This window comes from Solwaraspora sp. WMMD792 (assembly GCF_029626105.1).
In the GTDB taxonomy this organism is placed as follows: Bacteria; Actinomycetota; Actinomycetes; order Mycobacteriales; family Micromonosporaceae; genus Micromonospora_E.
In genome coordinates this window covers 5972334-5989034 of the sequence record NZ_JARUBH010000009.1, presented here as the reverse complement: position 1 = coordinate 5989034, position 16701 = coordinate 5972334, and the positions used below count along the sequence as shown (strand labels likewise).

Annotated in this window: 13 protein-coding genes and 1 pseudogene; 9 read left to right on the top strand and 5 right to left on the bottom strand. The window is 72.2% G+C overall.

All coding sequences use genetic code 11. From position 1 onward, the window contains the following. Nucleotides 1-87 precede the first annotated feature (87 nt). A complete protein-coding gene (locus tag O7629_RS27845) occupies nucleotides 88-654 on the top strand; it encodes a DoxX family membrane protein (RefSeq protein WP_278172938.1) in 567 nt (188 codons plus the stop codon). A gap of 428 nt (nucleotides 655-1082) precedes the next feature. Beyond that, nucleotides 1083-2348, top strand: a pseudogene (locus O7629_RS27840) (glycosyltransferase 87 family protein); the annotation flags it as partial. A 142-nt stretch (nucleotides 2349-2490) separates the two neighbouring features. Here the strand turns inward: O7629_RS27840 and O7629_RS27835 are convergent. From O7629_RS27835 to moaC, 4 genes are all read right to left on the bottom strand, one after another. After that, nucleotides 2491-2898 (bottom strand): molybdenum cofactor biosynthesis protein MoaE, encoded by a 408-nt coding sequence (locus O7629_RS27835; RefSeq protein ID WP_278174706.1) that lies wholly within the window; start codon nucleotides 2896-2898, stop codon nucleotides 2491-2493. A 26-nt stretch (nucleotides 2899-2924) separates the two neighbouring features. Next, the gene (locus O7629_RS27830; protein WP_278174705.1) at nucleotides 2925-4106 is read right to left on the bottom strand and encodes a molybdopterin molybdotransferase MoeA; all 1182 of its coding nucleotides are present in this window, start codon (nucleotides 4104-4106) and stop codon (nucleotides 2925-2927) included. 127 nt (nucleotides 4107-4233) lie between these two features. Beyond that, entirely contained in the window at nucleotides 4234-4740 is a 507-nt protein-coding gene (locus O7629_RS27825; RefSeq protein WP_278174704.1) for a MogA/MoaB family molybdenum cofactor biosynthesis protein, read from the bottom strand. Next, the gene (moaC, locus tag O7629_RS27820; RefSeq protein ID WP_278172937.1) at nucleotides 4713-5204 is read right to left on the bottom strand and encodes a cyclic pyranopterin monophosphate synthase MoaC; all 492 of its coding nucleotides are present in this window, start codon (nucleotides 5202-5204) and stop codon (nucleotides 4713-4715) included. The genes O7629_RS27825 and moaC overlap by 28 nt, the downstream gene beginning before the upstream one ends. Before the next feature lie 484 nt (nucleotides 5205-5688). Here moaC and O7629_RS27815 point away from each other — a divergent pair, with 484 nt between their 5' ends. The 6 genes from O7629_RS27815 to O7629_RS27790 all read left to right on the top strand — a co-directional run bounded on the left by O7629_RS27815 (nucleotide 5689) and on the right by O7629_RS27790 (nucleotide 11642). Beyond that, nucleotides 5689-8223: an EAL domain-containing protein gene (locus O7629_RS27815; RefSeq protein WP_278172935.1), complete on the top strand. Its 2535-nt coding sequence runs from the start codon at nucleotides 5689-5691 to the stop codon at nucleotides 8221-8223. 112 nt (nucleotides 8224-8335) lie between these two features. Continuing rightward, nucleotides 8336-9679, top strand: a complete 1344-nt coding sequence (locus O7629_RS27810; RefSeq protein ID WP_278174703.1) for a glycosyltransferase 87 family protein — start codon at nucleotides 8336-8338, stop codon at nucleotides 9677-9679. A 38-nt stretch (nucleotides 9680-9717) separates the two neighbouring features. After that, nucleotides 9718-10110, top strand: coding sequence for a CrcB family protein (locus O7629_RS27805; protein ID WP_278172934.1), 393 nt, complete (start codon nucleotides 9718-9720; stop codon nucleotides 10108-10110). A gap of 37 nt (nucleotides 10111-10147) precedes the next feature. Beyond that, nucleotides 10148-10519 (top strand): CrcB family protein, encoded by a 372-nt coding sequence (locus O7629_RS27800; RefSeq protein ID WP_278172932.1) that lies wholly within the window; start codon nucleotides 10148-10150, stop codon nucleotides 10517-10519. Nucleotides 10520-10621: 102 nt separating this feature from the next. Further along, nucleotides 10622-11248, top strand: coding sequence for a phosphoribosyltransferase family protein (locus O7629_RS27795; protein WP_278172931.1), 627 nt, complete (start codon nucleotides 10622-10624; stop codon nucleotides 11246-11248). A 25-nt stretch (nucleotides 11249-11273) separates the two neighbouring features. After that, entirely contained in the window at nucleotides 11274-11642 is a 369-nt protein-coding gene (locus O7629_RS27790; protein WP_278172929.1) for a zf-TFIIB domain-containing protein, read from the top strand. Between the two features lie 85 nt (nucleotides 11643-11727). On the opposite strand, the gene dnaB is transcribed toward O7629_RS27790, so the two are convergent. After that, entirely contained in the window at nucleotides 11728-14070 is a 2343-nt protein-coding gene (dnaB, locus tag O7629_RS27785; RefSeq protein WP_278172928.1) for a replicative DNA helicase, read from the bottom strand. Nucleotides 14071-14501: 431 nt separating this feature from the next. On the opposite strand from dnaB, the gene O7629_RS27780 reads away from it, so the two are divergent. After that, entirely contained in the window at nucleotides 14502-16466 is a 1965-nt protein-coding gene (locus O7629_RS27780; RefSeq protein WP_278172927.1) for a hypothetical protein, read from the top strand. Nucleotides 16467-16701 lie beyond the last annotated feature (235 nt).

Sequence of the window (16701 nt, the reverse complement as noted above, 5' to 3'; positions counted from 1 at the left end):
CCCGGTGCGGCCCGGCAACCTTGCCGCGACGTGACAGCTCACCGGTTTGCCGGGTAACAGACCGCCCAACCGGGTATGACAAGGAGCATGAGACCCGTACGCACCACTGCCCGCGCTCTGCTCAGCGGCATCTTCATCGTCAGCGGCGCCCGCGCGGTGGCCAGCCCCGCGCAGTACGCCGACCGGGCGAAGACGGTCACCGACCGGGTCGCTCCGATGATCGAACGGGCCGCGCCCCGACTGCCGACCGATACCGAGAATCTGGTCCGGCTGCACGGTGCCACCCAGCTCGCCGGTGGCCTGCTGTTGGCGACCGGTCGGCTGACCCGGCCGGCCGCAGCGGTGCTGGCGGCCTCGCTGGTGCCCACCACGGTGGCCGGTCATCCATTCTGGTCGGCGACGGAACCGACCGAACGACAACTCCATCAGGTGCACTTTCTCAAGAATCTGGGCCTTCTGGGCGGGCTGCTGCTCGCTGCCGCGGATACTGAAGGTCGGCCGGGTCTACGCTGGCGGACCAGCCGGGCCGTCCGGCAGGGCCAGCGGTCGATGCGGCGGAGCCGACGGTCGGTGCGGCGGGCGGTGCACTCGGCGCGTCGGGACGCCCGGATCGCGGTCCGGTCCGCCGCCACCGCCCGGCGACTGCCCGGCTGACCGGTAGATCTGGCCGAACGACGACCCGAACGATGGGCGGTAAATATCGGACTTCAGTGCGTAGTTGGGCACCGAAAACCACGAAAGAGATAGAACACAGCACACAGCGTTAACGCGGTGGAAATATCGCGAACTAGTGTGGGATCGGACACGGTAGGGTAACGCGCCCGCCTCCGGACGCCGCTGCGTTCTAGGCTCGGACGGGCACTGAGCAGACTCTGCATTCAACGACCGGGGGTGGGTAGATCATGGTGACGGACGTCCGATCCCGGGTCCGTCGTCTCGCCCCACTGGGTCGGCGTCGTCTGGCGCCACTGAGCCGTCGTCTGGCGCCACTGAGCCGCCTGGTTCGCGACGTCGAGCGCGGCACGCTCGTGCGGCTCGGCCTCGTCGCGCTGGCCTGCTACGCCGCCTGGTACGCGATCGGCATGTTCGGCCGGCCGTACAACTTCTTCGACATGCGCATCTACCACGGCGCGATCATGTGGTGGGCCAACGGCGGCGACCTGTACGCATTCATCGCACCGGAAACCACCCTGGGCTTCACCTATCCACCGTTCGCCGGCCTCACCATGCTGCCGATGGCGGTGGTTCCGATGATCACCGCCGGCTGGCTCAACGTCGCATTCGGTATCGCCGCCCTCACCGTCGTGCTGGCGGTGCTACTCGGCCCGATCGCCGACCGCTGCGGCTGGCCGCGCTGGTTCACCGTCGGACTCGCGGTACCCCTCGCCGTGGCCATCGAACCGTCCCGGGAAACCCTCGGGTACGGGCAGGTCAACCTGCTGCTGTTCGGCCTGATCATCGCCGACCTGGTCGCGTTGCGCTGGCGCGCCGCGCCCACGCCGCACCGGCTGGCCACCGGCGGCCCACTGCGCCGGATCTTCTTCAGCGGCATCTGGGCCGGCGCCGGCATCGGTTTGGCCAGCTCGATCAAGCTGACTCCCGCCCTGTTCATCGTCTACCTGCTGATCACCAAGCAGTGGCGGGCGGCCACCACCGCGATCAGCACCGCCGCCGCGGTCACCGTCGGCGCGATGATCGTCGCCGCCGACGAGTCGGCCGCCTACTTCACCTCGGTGCTGTGGGACACCGGCCGGGTCGGGGTGTCGGACATGACCCCGAACCAGTCGCTGGCCGGCCTGCTGGCCCGGCTCTACGACTCGATGGAGACCCCTGGCCTGCTCTGGATCTCGTTCGCCCTGCTGCTGCTGGCGCTCGGGCTGTCCCGGGCCGCTCACGCCCACGCGGACGGCGACGAGTTGACCGCGTTCACCCTGATCGGCCTCACCGCCAACGTGATCAGCCCGATTAGCTGGTCGCACCACCTGGTCTTCGTGATTCCGGCGATCATCGTGCTGGCCGACGCGGCGCTGCGGCGACGCAGCGCCAGCAAGGGGCTGATCTCGCGGCGCACCTACCCGCCCACTGGTGCCGGCATCAGCGGCGTGGCCGGGCTACGGACCCCGATCTGGTTCCCCGCCCTCACCGGGATGCGGCACGCCACCGCCGCGATCGCGCTCTACCTGCTCTTCCTGGTGTCGCCGATCTGGCCGTACGAGCACCAGTTGCCACAGGTCTCGCACTACCATGACGGCCTGTTCGGCGTACTGATGGAGAACTCGCTCGCCCTGGCGCTGATCGCGCTCGTCGCGGCGCTGCCCTGGCGGCCCGGAGCCGAGCCGGCGTTCTACACCGACCCGCGACCGCAGATCCGGCACCGCCAGCCGGTTGCTCCGACCGGCACCGGGCTTCCTGATGCCCGGACCGGCGCCGGGCAGCCCGACGCCCGCGCCGACCAGCGGAGCCCGGAACAGCCCCGGACCTCCGGTCAGGTCAGGGGCAGTTGACCCACTCCTCGGTGCCGTCGGCAAAAACCTGCCGCTTCCAGATCGGCAGCCGGGCCTTCGCCTCGTCGACGAGCCGGGCGCAGGCGGCGAAGGCCGCCGCCCGGTGCGCGGTGCTGACCGCCGCCACCAGGGCCACCTCGCCGATGGCAAGCGGCCCCAGCCGGTGCGACACGGCGACGGCGTGCACCGCCGGATCGGCGGCCACCTCGTCGGCGACCTCCCGCAGCACGTCCTCGGCGCTGGGATGGCCCTCGTACTCCAGGCTGAGCACCGACCGGCCGTGGTCGTGGTCCCGGACCACGCCCTGAAAGGACACCACCGCGCCGGCCCGCGGGTCGGCGACCGCCGCCTCGTGGGCGGCTAGGTCGAGCGGTTGCGAGGTCACCGACACCAAAACGACAGGTCGGGTGGTCGGAACGGTCACGGCAGACGCTCCCCGGGCAGCAGTGGCAACGGTACGACGGACACTTCGTCGTCGGGGCGGCCGCTACCGCCCGGCGGGATCACCGCGAAGCCGGCGGCGGCGGCCAGCCCGCGCAGCATCGCCGACCCGACGTGCCGCAGCGGGTACGCGGTACCGGTCACCGGATCGACCCGTACCAGGGCGAGGTGGGTGAAGTCACCACGACCCGGCACCGCCGCCCCGAGCCGGTGCCGGGGCAGGGTCGGCAGCGGCCTGCCCTGCAACCCGGCGAGCAGCGGCGCGACCAGTGACACCAGGGCGACGATCGCGGACTGCGGGTTGCCGGGCAGCCCGGCGACGAACCGGTCCCGCCCGTCGGCACCGGTCACCCGGGCGACCAGCATCGGGAACCCGGGTCGGACCGCGACCGTGTTGACCACGTACTCGGCACCGAGTTCGGCCAGCGCCGGATGCAGGTGGTCCACCGGGCCGTGCATGGTGCCGCCCGTGGTACAGACCAGATCGGCGCCGGCCAGCGCCGACCGTAGCCCGTCGACGTGTGCGGCGAGGGTGTCGGCGACCGGCCCGGTCACCGCCTCGGCAGGCAGTTCGCAGCCGTACCGGCGTAGCCATCCGGGCACCGCCGGGCCGAGCGCGTCGCGCACCCGGCCGGCGCCGGGTGGCCCGGTGGTCAGCAGTTCGTCGCCGAAGACCAGCAGGCCGGCCCGGATCCGCTGATACACCGGCAGGTCGTCGTAGCCGCAGGAGGCGGCGAGGCCGATCACCCCGGGGTCGACCGGCGTACCGGCCGGCAGCAGTTCCTCGCCGGCCGACGCCTCCTCGCCGGGCGAGCGCCACTCCGGCTGCGGCCGTGGCTCGCCGCGTACCAGTCCGGTGTCGTCGCGCGTCGACTCCTCGACCCGCAGCACACTGGTGGCCCCGGCGGGGACCATCGCGCCGGTGGCGATCTGCACCGCGGTGCCGTCGTCGGACAACTCCGGCGGCACTCCGCCGGCCAGCACCCGGCCCACCACCCGCCAGGGGGCGCCGCCGCGCACCGCCCAGCCGTCGACGCTGGCGGTACGGAAGGCCGGTAGGTCGGTCAGGGTGGTCAGCGGCCCGGCGAGGGTGGCCCCGTCGGCCTGCGGCAACGGCAGCCGGACCGGCGGGCGGCGCGCGGCCCGGCCGGCGCCGTGCACCAGGGCGCGGGCCTGCCCCCAGTCGACGGGTGGGTGCCCGGCGGCCGGGGCGGCCCTGCCGGTCGTCGGTTCGGCGCTCACCGACCGAGCCTATCCGCCGGCCGGGTGCGGCCGGGGTGCGGTGGTGTCAGCCGCGGGGGTGGTCGCCGCCGGCCAGCTGGTCGAGCGCGTGGCGCAGGATCGGCCCGAGCACGGCCAGGCCGTCGCGGGCACCGCCGGTGGAGCCGGGCAGGTTGACGATCAACGTACGACCGGCCACCCCGGCGATGCCCCGGGACAGCGCAGCGGTCGGCACCGCCGACCGGCTGACCGCCCGGATCGCCTCGGCGATCCCCGGGATCTCGTAGTCGAGCACCGAGCGGGTCGCCTCCGGGGTGCGGTCGGTAGGGGTGATCCCGGTACCGCCGCTGGTGACGACCAGCTGGACCCCGTCGGCGACCGCCCGGCGCAGCGCCTGCGTGACCGGTTCGCCGTCGGCGACGACCAACGGGTCGTCGACCCGGCAGCCGAGGTCACGCAGACCGGACACCAGCAGTGGACCGCTGGTGTCGGAGTAGACGCCGGCGGCGGCGCGGTTGGAGGCGACCACCACCCAGGCGTACGGGCTCACGGCCGGTCCGCCGGACGGTGCCAGTCGCCGGTCTTGCCGCCTTCCTTGGACAGCACCCGGACGTCGTCCAGCGTCGCAGCCGGGTCGACCGCCTTGATCATGTCGATCAGGGTCAGCCCGGCGGTGGCGACCGAGGTGAGGGCCTCCATCTCGACCCCGGTCCGGTCAGCGGTCCGCACCGTGGCGGTGATCTCGATGGAGTCTGCGGTCAGCGCCAGGTCGACGACCACACCGTGCAGCGCGATCGGATGGCACAGCGGGACCAGGTCGGGGGTGCGCTTGGCACCCATGATGCCGGCGATCCGGGCGACGGCCAGTGCGTCGCCCTTGGGCAGGCCGTCGCGGCGCAGCAACTCGACGACCTCGCCGGTGGTACGCAGTCGTCCCGCTGCCACGGCACGGCGGACGGTCGGCGGCTTGGCGGTGACGTCCACCATCCGCGCAGCGCCCGTTTCATCGACATGGGTCAGGTTCGGTACCTCGGTCACCTGAACGAGCCTATCGAGCAGACCAGTCGGCCCTGGCTCGACCGCCACGGTTGGCGGCAGAGTTGGCATCAGGCCGGTCGTACCGGCGACCTGCCGGCCCGGATGTCACCTTCCACTTTCTCCACCGACCCGCACTTCCCGGATCACCTTCGCGGATACCTACTACAGCCCTCAAATCGTGCACGCCTAAGGAATCCATAAGGTTATGAGCGAACCTGTTCGAATGCATTCCGTCGGCGATCAATAACCAACGGTGACAAACCGCCGCCATCTTCACTAATCATGCGCATATGGACATTTATCCGTATGCAAGTGGCATATCGCAACTCTATGGTTCTCCTGTCAGCAAGAGCCGGCAGCACCAACTGCCCAATCGAGTGGAGGGGAAGACCATGCGCAGCAACGAATGGTACTGATACTGTCGTCTACCGATGACGAGCAGTAGTTCTGCGGGCCACGCAGCGCAACAAGATCAGGAACGGGTGTGACCCGCACGGTTCGACGCGACAACGAGACCGATCGGCAGCTGGTGCTGCTCGTCGGTCTCGTCGCCGTTTGTGCGGTGGCCGTCGGCGTCTCGTCGCTCTACCTCGTCGCCGGGTCGCTGGTCACCACCCCCGACGAATTGGCGCTCGTCGCCGCCTTGGTCTTCCTCGCCGCAGTCGGGGTCACCGTCAAATGGCGCGTCCGTATCCGGTCGACGGCCCACGCCATCGCCTGGAGTGAAGTCGCCATCCTGGTCGGACTCGCGGTGGCACCCGCCACCCTGGTGGTGCTCTGCACCGGCCTGGGCGTCGGCCTCGCGATGATCGTGCAACGAATCGCCCGGATAAAGGCGACTTTCGCCGTCGCGAAGAACATGCTCGTCGCCGCCGCCGCTGGTGCCGTCCTACACACGCTGAACTGGGATCCGGAGCTGGCGATCTACAGCGCGGCGTTCTTCGGGCCGCTCGTCACCGCCTATGTCGTAGCGGTCGTGCTCGACGAGGTGCTCACCATCCCGGTCATTGCCCGCGACACCGGAACCGGACTGTGCGCCATCTTCCGGCACAACCTCGGACTCAGGATCTCCAGCGCGGTGATCCGGTTCCCGCTGATCGTCGCCATCCTGCTGATCCTCAAGGCGGACCAGTGGCTGCTGGTGACGATTCCACCCGTAGTGCTCTGCATCCACCTGGCCTACGCCGGACATGCCAGGGCCCGCGACGACCAGCAGGCCTGGCAGCGGCTCGCCCGGGCCACCGACGCGCTCAACGTCGTCGACCTCGACGCGGTGCTGTCCATCGCGGTGGTGCAGGCCGCCGACCTGTTCTCCACCGACCGGGTCGAGGTCGAACTCAACGAACCTGCCCGGCTGGTCCAAGGCAACAGCGACGGTGTGCAGTACGACGGCCCCACCGGCAGCGCCCCCACCCCGCACATGCGGACCGTGATCGCCGTACCGCTCGCCGGTCCGGGCAGCACCCTCAGCATCGGCACCCTGCGGCTCTGCCTGACCGGCCCGGTCAAGTTCTCCGACCGGGAGCACTACACGCTGCGTACCTTCGCGTCCGCACTGTGCACGGCGGTCCGCAACGCCTCGCTCTACCGGCAGCTGAACCAGGACGCCGAACGGCACGCCCGCGAGGCCGCACAGGACGAACTGACCGGGCTGGCCAACCGGCGCCGGCTGATGGAGCACGGCTCCGAACTGCTCGGCCGACGGCGCACCGGCGGGATCACCGCGCTGCTCCTCGTCGACCTCAACCACTTCAAGGAGATCAACGACACGCTCGGCCACGGCGCCGGCGACAAGGTGCTGATCCAGGTCGCCCGGCGACTGTCCGCGAACGTACAGCCCGGTGACCTGGTGGCCCGGCTCGGCGGCGACGAGTTCGCCGTACTGCTGACCACGCTGCCGGCTCCCGCGATCGCCGCGCACCGCGCGGACGCGCTGCTCACCGCGATCTGCGCACCGATGGAGCTCGATGGCATGCGGATAAACGTCGAGGCCAGTGGCGGCATCGCCGTCGCACCGGGCAGCGGCGGAATGGCCGAACTGCTGCGCCGCGCCGACGTGGCGATGTACCAGGCGAAGCGATCCGGCGGCCGGACCGCCGTCTACGCCCGCAGCCGGGACACCGCCGACGTCGGCCGGCTGGCGCTCGGCGGAGACCTGCGTCGGGCGGTCGCCCAGCACGAGTTCAACGTCGACTTCCAACCGATCGTCGACCTCGGCACCGGGGAGGTGATCGCCGCCGAGGCGCTCGCCCGCTGGCAGCACCCCGACCGGGGCCGTCTCGACCCGAAGCGCTTCCTGGAGACCGTCGAGCGCTCCGGTCTGCTCCCCGCGTTCGCCGACGCGGTCCTGGAGCAGTCCCTGATCGCCGCCGCCACCTGGCACGAATCCGGCTTCGTTCTGCCGGTCGCGGTCAACCTGTCCCCGCGTAGCCTGCTCGACCGGCGGTTCCCCGGTGCCGTACTGGCCCGGTTGCAGGCCCACGACGTCCCGCCCGACCGGCTCATCCTGGAGCTGACCGAGACCCTCACCCTCAGCCAACTCGAAGTCGTCGACCAGGTGCTCGGCCAGCTGCGCGACGCCGGGGTACGGCTCGCCCTGGACGAGTTCGGCACCGGCTACTCGTCGCTGTCCATGCTGTCCCGGGTCCCGGTGCACGAGCTCAAGATCGCGCGTTCGTTCGTGATGAGCATGGAGACCTCCTCCGAATCGGCCGCCGTCATCCGGTCGACCGTCGACCTCGGCCGCAGCCTCGGCCTGGCCGTCGTCGCCGAGGGCGTGGAGAGCGAGCCACAGCGCCGCGCGCTGTGGACGATCGGCTGCACCGCCGGTCAGGGACACCTGTTCGCCCGGCCGATGCCGGCCCACCGGCTGCTCACCGCGCTGCAGTGCGGATCCGGCGGCCGACCCGGCAGCCTGGCCAGTCCACTGCACGACGAAGGCGCCGTCGTCCGTATCGACCAGACCCGCCGGGCCGGCCAACGGCACCGGAACGAGAAGGTACCGCACCTGCCAGCCTGACCGTTCTGTCAGACTTGCCGGCGTGACCGTCACGGCGGCCGAGCCCGCAGCTCGCCAGCGCCGCCCGGCTGGCCCGGCCCGGCGGTGGCGGGCCGTCGCCACCCGCCGCTGGGTGCAACTGGACCGGAGCGCCGACGGCCTCGTCGGCGACCTGGCCCTCTATCTGCTCTCCGCAGTCTTCGCGGCGGTCACCGCGGTCGCCTCCACGCTCGCCCCGCACCGAGCCTGGGGGGCCGTCGCGGTTGTCGGCTACGCGGCCGCCGCCCTCGTCGTGGTCGGCCAACTCGTCGTCCGGCGCGCCGCGGCCCGCCAGCGGCTGACCGGCGGCGTCGTCCGCGCGTGGCTGACCGGCGGCGTCGCCCGCGCGTGGCTGACCGGCGGCGTCGCCCGCGCGTGGCTGACCGGAGTCACCTGGGCGGCGGTGGTCGCGGTGCCCCTGGTCCGGCAGGCCGAGCAGCGGGCCGATGGCCGCACCGACCGGGCCCAGGAAGAGGTGGTCGTGGTCGACGACGGCGGTGCCTCCCGGCTGCTCGCCGACGGCAGCCCGTACCTGTCCGAACAGCAGATCGCGGCGCTGCCGGCGGACGAACGGCTACTCGGGTACCTGCCGTACCAGCCCGGGATGGCGATCTTCGGTCTGCCCCGGGCGCTGGCCGGCACCGGTTGGTGGACCGACGCCCGGGTCTGGTTCGCCGTCGCCACCGTCGCCGCCCTGGCCGCGGCCCTCACTCTGGCGCGCCGCCGGGCCGGCCCGGCCGGCGATCGGGTACTCGTGCGCGCCGCTCAGCTCAGCACCGTACTGCCGATCGCCGCGCTGGCCATGAGCACCGGCGGCGACGACCTGCCGGTGCTGGCCCTCGCCCTGCTCGCCCTGGTGCTCTGCGCCGGCGGCCGGTACGCGGCAGCCGGGACGGCCATCGGCGCGGCCGCCGCGCTCAAGCTGTTCGCCTGGCCGGTCCTGCTGGTGCTGCTCTGTCACGCCGCCACCCGTGGTCGACGGGCCGTGGGTCGGGTCGCGGCCGGTGGGATCACCCTGCCGCTGCTCGCCCTGCTGCCGGTGGCAGTGGTCGATCACGCCGCGCTGATCCACAACGTGCTCGGCTTCCCACTCGGTGCCGGCATGGTCTCCAGCCCGGCGGCCTCGCCGCTGCCCGGCATGCTGATCGCCACCTGGATGCCCGGCGGGCGGATCGTCGCCGGCGGGTTGCTGCTGCTCGCCGGATTCGCCATCGCGGTGCGGCTGGTCCGCCGGCCGCCGCGGACCGCCGCCACCGCGGCCCTGATCTGCGGCCTCGGCCTGCTGGCCGCGACGCTGCTGCTGCCGTCGACCCGGTTCGGCTACCTGCTCTACCCGGTCGCCCTGTTCAGCTGGGTCCCTGTGCTCCGGGTCGCCGAGGCGCAGGCGTTCGCGCCGGACCGTGACGGGCTGGTGCCGACGTACGGGCCCGACCGGTGATGCCCCGGGGGTCGACGTCACCGGCGGTCCTCGCCGCGGTGGCTGTCGGCGGAGCGGCCGGAGCGGCCGCCCGCTACGGCATCGCCGCCAGCTGGCCGGGCCCGGCCGAGGATGGGCTGCCCTGGCCGACCCTGGTCACCAATTTCGTCGGATGCGCGTTGATCGGTGTCCTGATGCGGGTGGTCACCGCCGTGCCCCACCCGCACCGGCTGCTCCGGCTGCTCCGGCCGTTCCTCGGTGCCGGCGTACTCGGCGGCTTCACCACCTTCTCGGTCCAGACTCTGGAGGTCGCCGACCTGCTCGCCGCCGGACGGCCCTGGCTGGCCGCAGGCTACGCGCTCGGCACCCTGGCGGGCGCGCTGGTCGCGGTCTGGCTCGGCGGCGCGGCAGCCCGGCCGCTCGCCGACCGGATCGCGCGGCGGGTCCGGTGAACCGCCCCGATCATCCGGAAAATTCGGGAGGTACGGGATGAGTCTGCTCCTGGTGATGTGTGGCGGGGCGGTCGGCGCGCTGGTTCGCTACCTCACCGACCGGGTCGTGGTGGGACTCGGTCAGCCCAGCTTCTGGGGCACCTTCCTGGTCAACCTGGCCGGGGCCGCGCTGATCGGCGTACTCGCCGGTGCCGGACTGGCCGGTGCCGGCTGGCTGGCCCGGCTACTCGCCACCGGCCTCTGCGGCGCGCTGACCACGTACTCGACCTTCGCCTACGAGGTGGTCCAGCTGGCCGGCGGCTCCGCGCGGGATCGCTGGACGGCCGCCGGCTACGCCACCGGCACCCTGCTGGCCGGATTCGCCGCGCTGCTGGTCGGCCGCCTGGCCGGCGACATCCTGGCAGGGTGACGGCGACCGTCGGTGCGGAAAGGTGACGGCGACCGTCGGTGTGGAATCCGCCGACCCGGCGGCGGGCGGGCGGGAAACGGCGTACACCTTGAGGACATGGAGATGGCTTACCGGGACCGCCGCGACGCCGGGGAGCAGTTGGCCGGGCAGTTGGCGCAGCTGCGGGGGCGACCGGACGTCGTCGTCCTCGGACTGTTGCGGGGCGGGGCACCGGTCGCGGCGGTGGTCGCCGACCAGCTCGACGTGGCGTACGACGTGCTGGTCATCCGCAAACTCGGTCTGCCGTCGGCGGCCGAGGTCGCCTTCGGCGCGATCGGGCCGGGCGGGGTGCGGGTGCTGAACCCGGAGATCGCCGACCAGCTCGACCCGGGACAGATCGCCCGGATCACCACCGAGGAGACCACCGAGTTGCGCCGCCGCGAGCGGCTGTTCCGGGGCGACCGGCCGCCGCTGGACCTGCGCGGCCGGACCGCCGTTCTGGTCGACGACGGGCTGGCCACCGGCGCGTCGGCCCGGGCAGCGGTCACCGTGAGTCGAAGCCTCGGTGCGGACCGGGTGGTGCTGGCGGTGCCGGTCGGCTCGGCCGAGGCGATCGGCACGCTCCAAGACGTGGTCGACGAGGTCGTCTGCCCGCTGCGGCCAACGGACTTTCGCGCCGTCGGTTGTTACTACCAGGATTTCCACCAGGTGTCCGACGACGAGGTCACCGCGTTGCCAGTCGGCAGGTGAGGATCCCAGCCGGTACCGTCGAGTCATGCAGATGAACTGTCCCAAGTGTCACGGCGCCATGCGGCAGTACGAGCGCAGTGGAATCACCGTCGACCAGTGCACCGAGTGTCGCGGCATTTTTCTGGACCGGGGCGAGCTGGAGCGCCTGCTGGACGCGGAGGCAGCCTGGAACGGTGGTGCCGGCGGCCAGCAGCCCGGTCAACCGCCCCGCCCGGCACCAAGCCCGGCCGGCGGATACCCGCCGCCTCCGCCACCCCCGCCGACGCACCACCAGCCCGGCTACCCGCCGCCGGCCCCGGCCTACCCGCCGGCTCCCGCCTACGGGCACCACGGCTACCACGGGCACTACCGGCACAAGCGGCAGAAGAGCTTTCTCAACCAGCTCTTCGACTGAGCCTGTGCCCCGGCGGTCCGGAACTCTGCGCTGGTCCGGGCCGCCGTGCTGGTCCGGGAGCGGGCGGCCGTCCCGGCATGGTGACTCAGATCGCCATGTCGACGAACCGGGATAGGTGCAGCTGCGCGGCGACGGTCACCGTGTCGGTCGGCCCGTTCCGGTGCTTGGCGACGATGAAGTCCGCCTCGCCCGCCCGAGGCGACTCCTTGTCGTAGTAGTCATCTCGGTGCAACAGAATGACCACGTCCGCGTCCTGCTCGATCGACCCCGACTCGCGCAAATCGGACAATTGCGGCCGCTTGTCGGTACGCTGCTCAGGGCCACGGTTCAGCTGACTGACCGCGATCACCGGGCACTCGACCTCTTTGGCCAGCAGTTTGAGCCCACGGGACAGGTCCGCGACCTCCTGCTGACGGCTCTCGGTGCGTTTCGGCGAGGTCATCAGCTGCAGGTAGTCGACGACGATCATCTTCAGGTCGTGCCGCTGCCGTAGCCGCCGCGCCTTGGCTCTGATCTCCATCAGGTTCATGTTCGGCGTGTCGTCGACGAAGAGCGGCGCCTCACTGATCTCGCCCATCCGCCGGGCCAGCTTCGTCCAGTCGTCGTCGGAGAGCTGGCCGGAGCGCAGGACATGCAACGGCACCTTCGCCTCGGCGGAGAGCAGCCGCATGACGATCTCCACCTTGCTCATCTCCAGCGAGAAGATCGCGCTGGCGTGACCGGCGCGGATCGCCGCGTTGCGGGCGAAGTCCATCGACGCGGTCGAGTTGTGCGTCGGGATCATCGTCCGGCCGGCGAGATACAGGTGGTCGGCGTTGTCCACGGTGACGCAGCGCACCGGCACGCTGCGGACCGGTCGGACCGAGGTGATTCGTCGCTGCTGCTCGTCGTCGGTCTGGATGGTCACCGTGTAGACCGTGGATGGCGCTGTCATCCGGCCCTGGACGGTGGCCGCTGACACCGTGCAGTGCAGACCGAGGCTCGCCACCAACTCGCGTACCGCCTCGACCATCAGGCGCGAAGTGGTCCGGTACTCGTCCAGCCCGCCCGGGTTGCGGGTGCCGGCGGTGTCCAACAGACCGGTCAGCAGCGCCCGCCGCTGCCGCTCGGAACTCCGCAGGTACGCGTCGGGAATCCGCCGGTCGACCTGGCGGTGGTCGGCAGCCGGGTCACCACCGGCAAGATCGACCCCCAACTGGTACGGCGGCACCGGCAGGTCGTCGCGGTCGGGCAGCGCCAAGGCACGGCAGTTCGTGACGGTGACCTCGGGATGCTCCGCCGGTGACCGGTCGAGCAGGTCCAGGATCTCCTCGGTGGTCAGTACCTGGGTGGCCCGCGCAGGTGCGGACTGGGCCGGTCGTGGCCGGGACCGGCCGGCCAGGGCCGGATCGGCCGAAACCGGTGCCGGGGTGACAGCGGCCAGCGCCGCGGCGGCCGCTGCCGGTACCGGCACGGCGGGCCGGTGCGTCACCTGCCAGAGGTGGTCACCGTCGGCGACGATGGCCGAGCCGTCGGAGAACTCGACCTGGTAGGACCGTCCGCCGAGCAGGACGGCAGAGGTGCCGACAACCGTGGTGGGTCGACCGGCGGCGTCGAGTAGTCGGTCGCCGACCGCGACCTCACCCATGGTGGTCCAGCCGGTCGGGGTGGGCAGCGGGGTGTCCAGCGCCAGCGCCTTGCCGAGGCCGGGCCGGCCGGCGACGATGATCAACTGCCCGGGGTGCAGCCCGTTGAGCAACCGGTCCAGGTCGGTGAACCCGGTGGGCACCCCGGTCATCATGCCGGCCTGGGCACCGACCGCCTCGATCTCGTCGAGGGTCGGCTGCAGCATGTCGGCCAGGACCGCGAAGTCCTCGCTCACCCGCCGTTCCGTGACGTCGTACACCGCCTGCTGGGCGAGGTCGACGACGTCGTCGATGTCCCGGCCGCCGCCGGCGGCGGAACCGTACCCGAGCTGCACGATCTTGGTGCCGGCCTCGACGATGCGGCGCAGCACCGCGCGCTCGGCCACGATCCTGGCGTAGTAGGAGGCGTTGGCCGCGGTGGGCACGCTCGCGATCAGGGTGTGCAGGTACGGCGCGCCGCCGATCCGGCCCAGGTCACCCGAGTTGGCGAGCGCGGCGGAGACGGTGATCGCGTCCGCCGGCTCGCCTCGCCCGTACAGGTCCAGCACCGCGTCGAAGACCGTGGCGTGGATCGGGCGGTAGAAGTCGTTCGGTTTGAGGATCTCCACGACGTCGGCGATGGCGTCCTTGGAGAGCAGCATTCCGCCGAGGACGCACTGTTCGGCGGCGACGTCCTGGGGTGGCGTGCGGTCGAAGGGCTCACCGCCGGTGGGTGGACCGGGTGGCTTGGCCGGCGGGCCGGGTGGACCGGACGGGCGGGCCGGTGGCCGGGGCTCGGTCTGCAGGTCGTCCGTGATGGACATCCGGGCGCCCCCCTTCACTACATCACTGCCGCGAGTCAACTGCGCGGGTACGACATCGTCTGCTCGTGCGTCGTCGACGACCTGCGGTCGGGCCCACCAGGGACCGGGCGACCGGGGGGCGTCGCATCGGCGTGGGAGGGCTCCGGGAAACGATACGGACTTGCGGCGGCATGCCCAAACACGGCGGTGGATGAACCTCTGGACAAGCTGTGGACAGGAGGGCGCAGGCTGTGCACAACCTTGTGCACAGCCTGTGGAAAACTTGCCGCCAACCCGAGGAGATACCCGCTGAGCTGCGACTTTGCGATCCACAGCCGGTGGACAAAAATCTGCACCGGGCTGCCCACCGGGCTACCGGCTACTATCGGGCGGGAACTGATTCGCCGGCCCAGCCGATCACGGCTCGATAGCGAAGGGGCGAGGCTCCGGCGGTGGACTACCGGGACTGGGAGTACGGCGACCGCCCTCCACGCGAGCGGCGGTCGGCTGCCCGGTGGCCCGACGACACCGATGCCGACCCGGCACCACGCTCTCGTCGGTCACGGCGCTACGACCCGGCCGAGGATGACGCGGCGCCCCGCGGCCGGCGCCGCTACGAGGACCGACGCGGCCGCGACGAGGACCAGCGCGACGGTGCCCGGCACCAGGCAGACTGGGGCAGCCCGGCTACGGACCGGTGGGCGCTGCCCGCCGGCCCGACGCCGCCAGCGGGTGAGCCGGTCCACCGGGAGCCGCCGGCTAGCCGGGCCGGGCGGCACCGCGACGAATCGTGGCAGATCCCCGAGCAGCCGGTACGGAGCCGCCGGTCCCGTGGCCGGCCGGCGCTGCCAGCGGCCGGGCCCGAGATGGACGCCCCCGCCTGGGACCGGCCCCGGCGGGCACCGGGCCGGCGCCGTGCGGCCGAGGACCCGATCTCCGGCGGTCCGATCTCGGGCAGCCCGGTGTCCGGGAACCCGATCTCGGGCAGCCCGGTGTCCGGCGATCCAGCGGGCTGGCGGCGTGAATCGCCCGATAGCCGTTCCGGGCCGGTGTCGGGTGCCGGTCCGCTCGACCCGGGCGGTCCAGCCACTACGCCACCCGCTACCTGGTCGACCGCGCCGGCGCGGTGGTCGGCGTCGCCCAGTGATCCAGGTGACCCCGGTGAGCTGGAGGGGTACGGCGGTCGCAGTCGTCGGTCGTCCCGTCGTACCGGCCCGCCGTCCGACTCCGACCGTCCCGGCCGCCGACGGCGTGACCGCGACGACATCCGGCGTCGCCTCGACGACGACCACGCGGCGCAGTGGCTACGCGACGACGAGCCCACCAGCGGGTGGTCCGGTGGATCGGACCACACCGGCGAGTGGTCGAGGCGTTCCGACCCCACCAGCGGATGGTCCAGCGCGACGGACCACACCAGCGGATGGTCCCGGGGTGCCGACTACACCAGCGAATGGTCCCGGGCCAGCGAGCGCACCGGCGGGTGGTCGCGGGAGGCGGACCAGGCCGGGCGATGGGACCGGCCGGCCCGTCGCGAGATCGAACCGCCCCGGCGCGAGTTCACCGACGAGACCGGCACCTGGCCGCGTACCGCGTCCTCGCCGCGGGCGATCGGTGCCGGCCCGGCGCAGCCGCCCACCGGCCGGGCCGGGGAGCTCAGCCGCGGGGCGTACCGCCCGAAACCGGTCGACAGTTGGCGCGAGATCGGCGACCAGACCGATCAGTGGCACCGGGGCGACGACCCGGAGAGCTGGCCGGCCGGTAGCCGCACCGGTGCGCGCAAGAGACGCGCGGCAGAGGTCGGCGACGTCGACGCCGATATCCTTCCGCCGGTCGATCCGTGGCCACAGGTCGAGCCGGGCCGGGAAGGTACCTTCTGGTCGGGGACCCGGCTGGCGGCAGACGACCCCAGGTGGGTGGAGACGCCGGCTTCGGCACCCCGGTCACCGATCGCCCTGCCGAGCGCGCCCCGCTCCCGGGTGCTGCCCGAGCAACGACCACGGCCGAGGTACGAGCCGCCGTCGCAGCGTCGGCTGACGTACCGGATCGACGACGAACTGATCGACGCCGACCAGGGCGGCTATCTGTCGTCGCTGCTGTACACGGCTGCCTGGTACGCCCTGCCGGTGGTGGCGTTTCTGATCTGGAGCCTCACCCTGGACGGCACCCCGGCGACCACCGACTGCGTTCTCGGCGTGGACGGCGACTGCCTCTCCGCTCGGGCGCAGGCGATCAACTCGCTGCTGGCCGCCGCGCCGGACTTCGCGTACGCGCTGATGATCTCGCTGGTCCTGGCGGTGTCGATCAGGTGGGTCAGCGGCACGTGGCGCGCCTCGAGTGTCGGCCTGGCGTCGGCGGTGATCGGCGGCGGCATGTCGACCGTGCTTGCCAGCGCCATCACCGGCCAGCCGATCGGTTGACGCCGGACCTACCGGGCGGGCCCCGGATCCCCGACTGTTCGCGCTGTTCGTCGCGGGTGCCGTGCTCCTAGGATCGACCAGTGTTCAGCCGCAGCCGGAGGATCAACCTGACCGTGGCCGGGCCGCTTCTCGCCGGGCTGGTGACCGGGCTGGTGACCGGGTGCGGCGCGGCCGGCGACGGCTCGGCGGTCGGTGACGGTCCTCCTCCCAGCAGTGCGCAGCCTGGGGCGTCGTC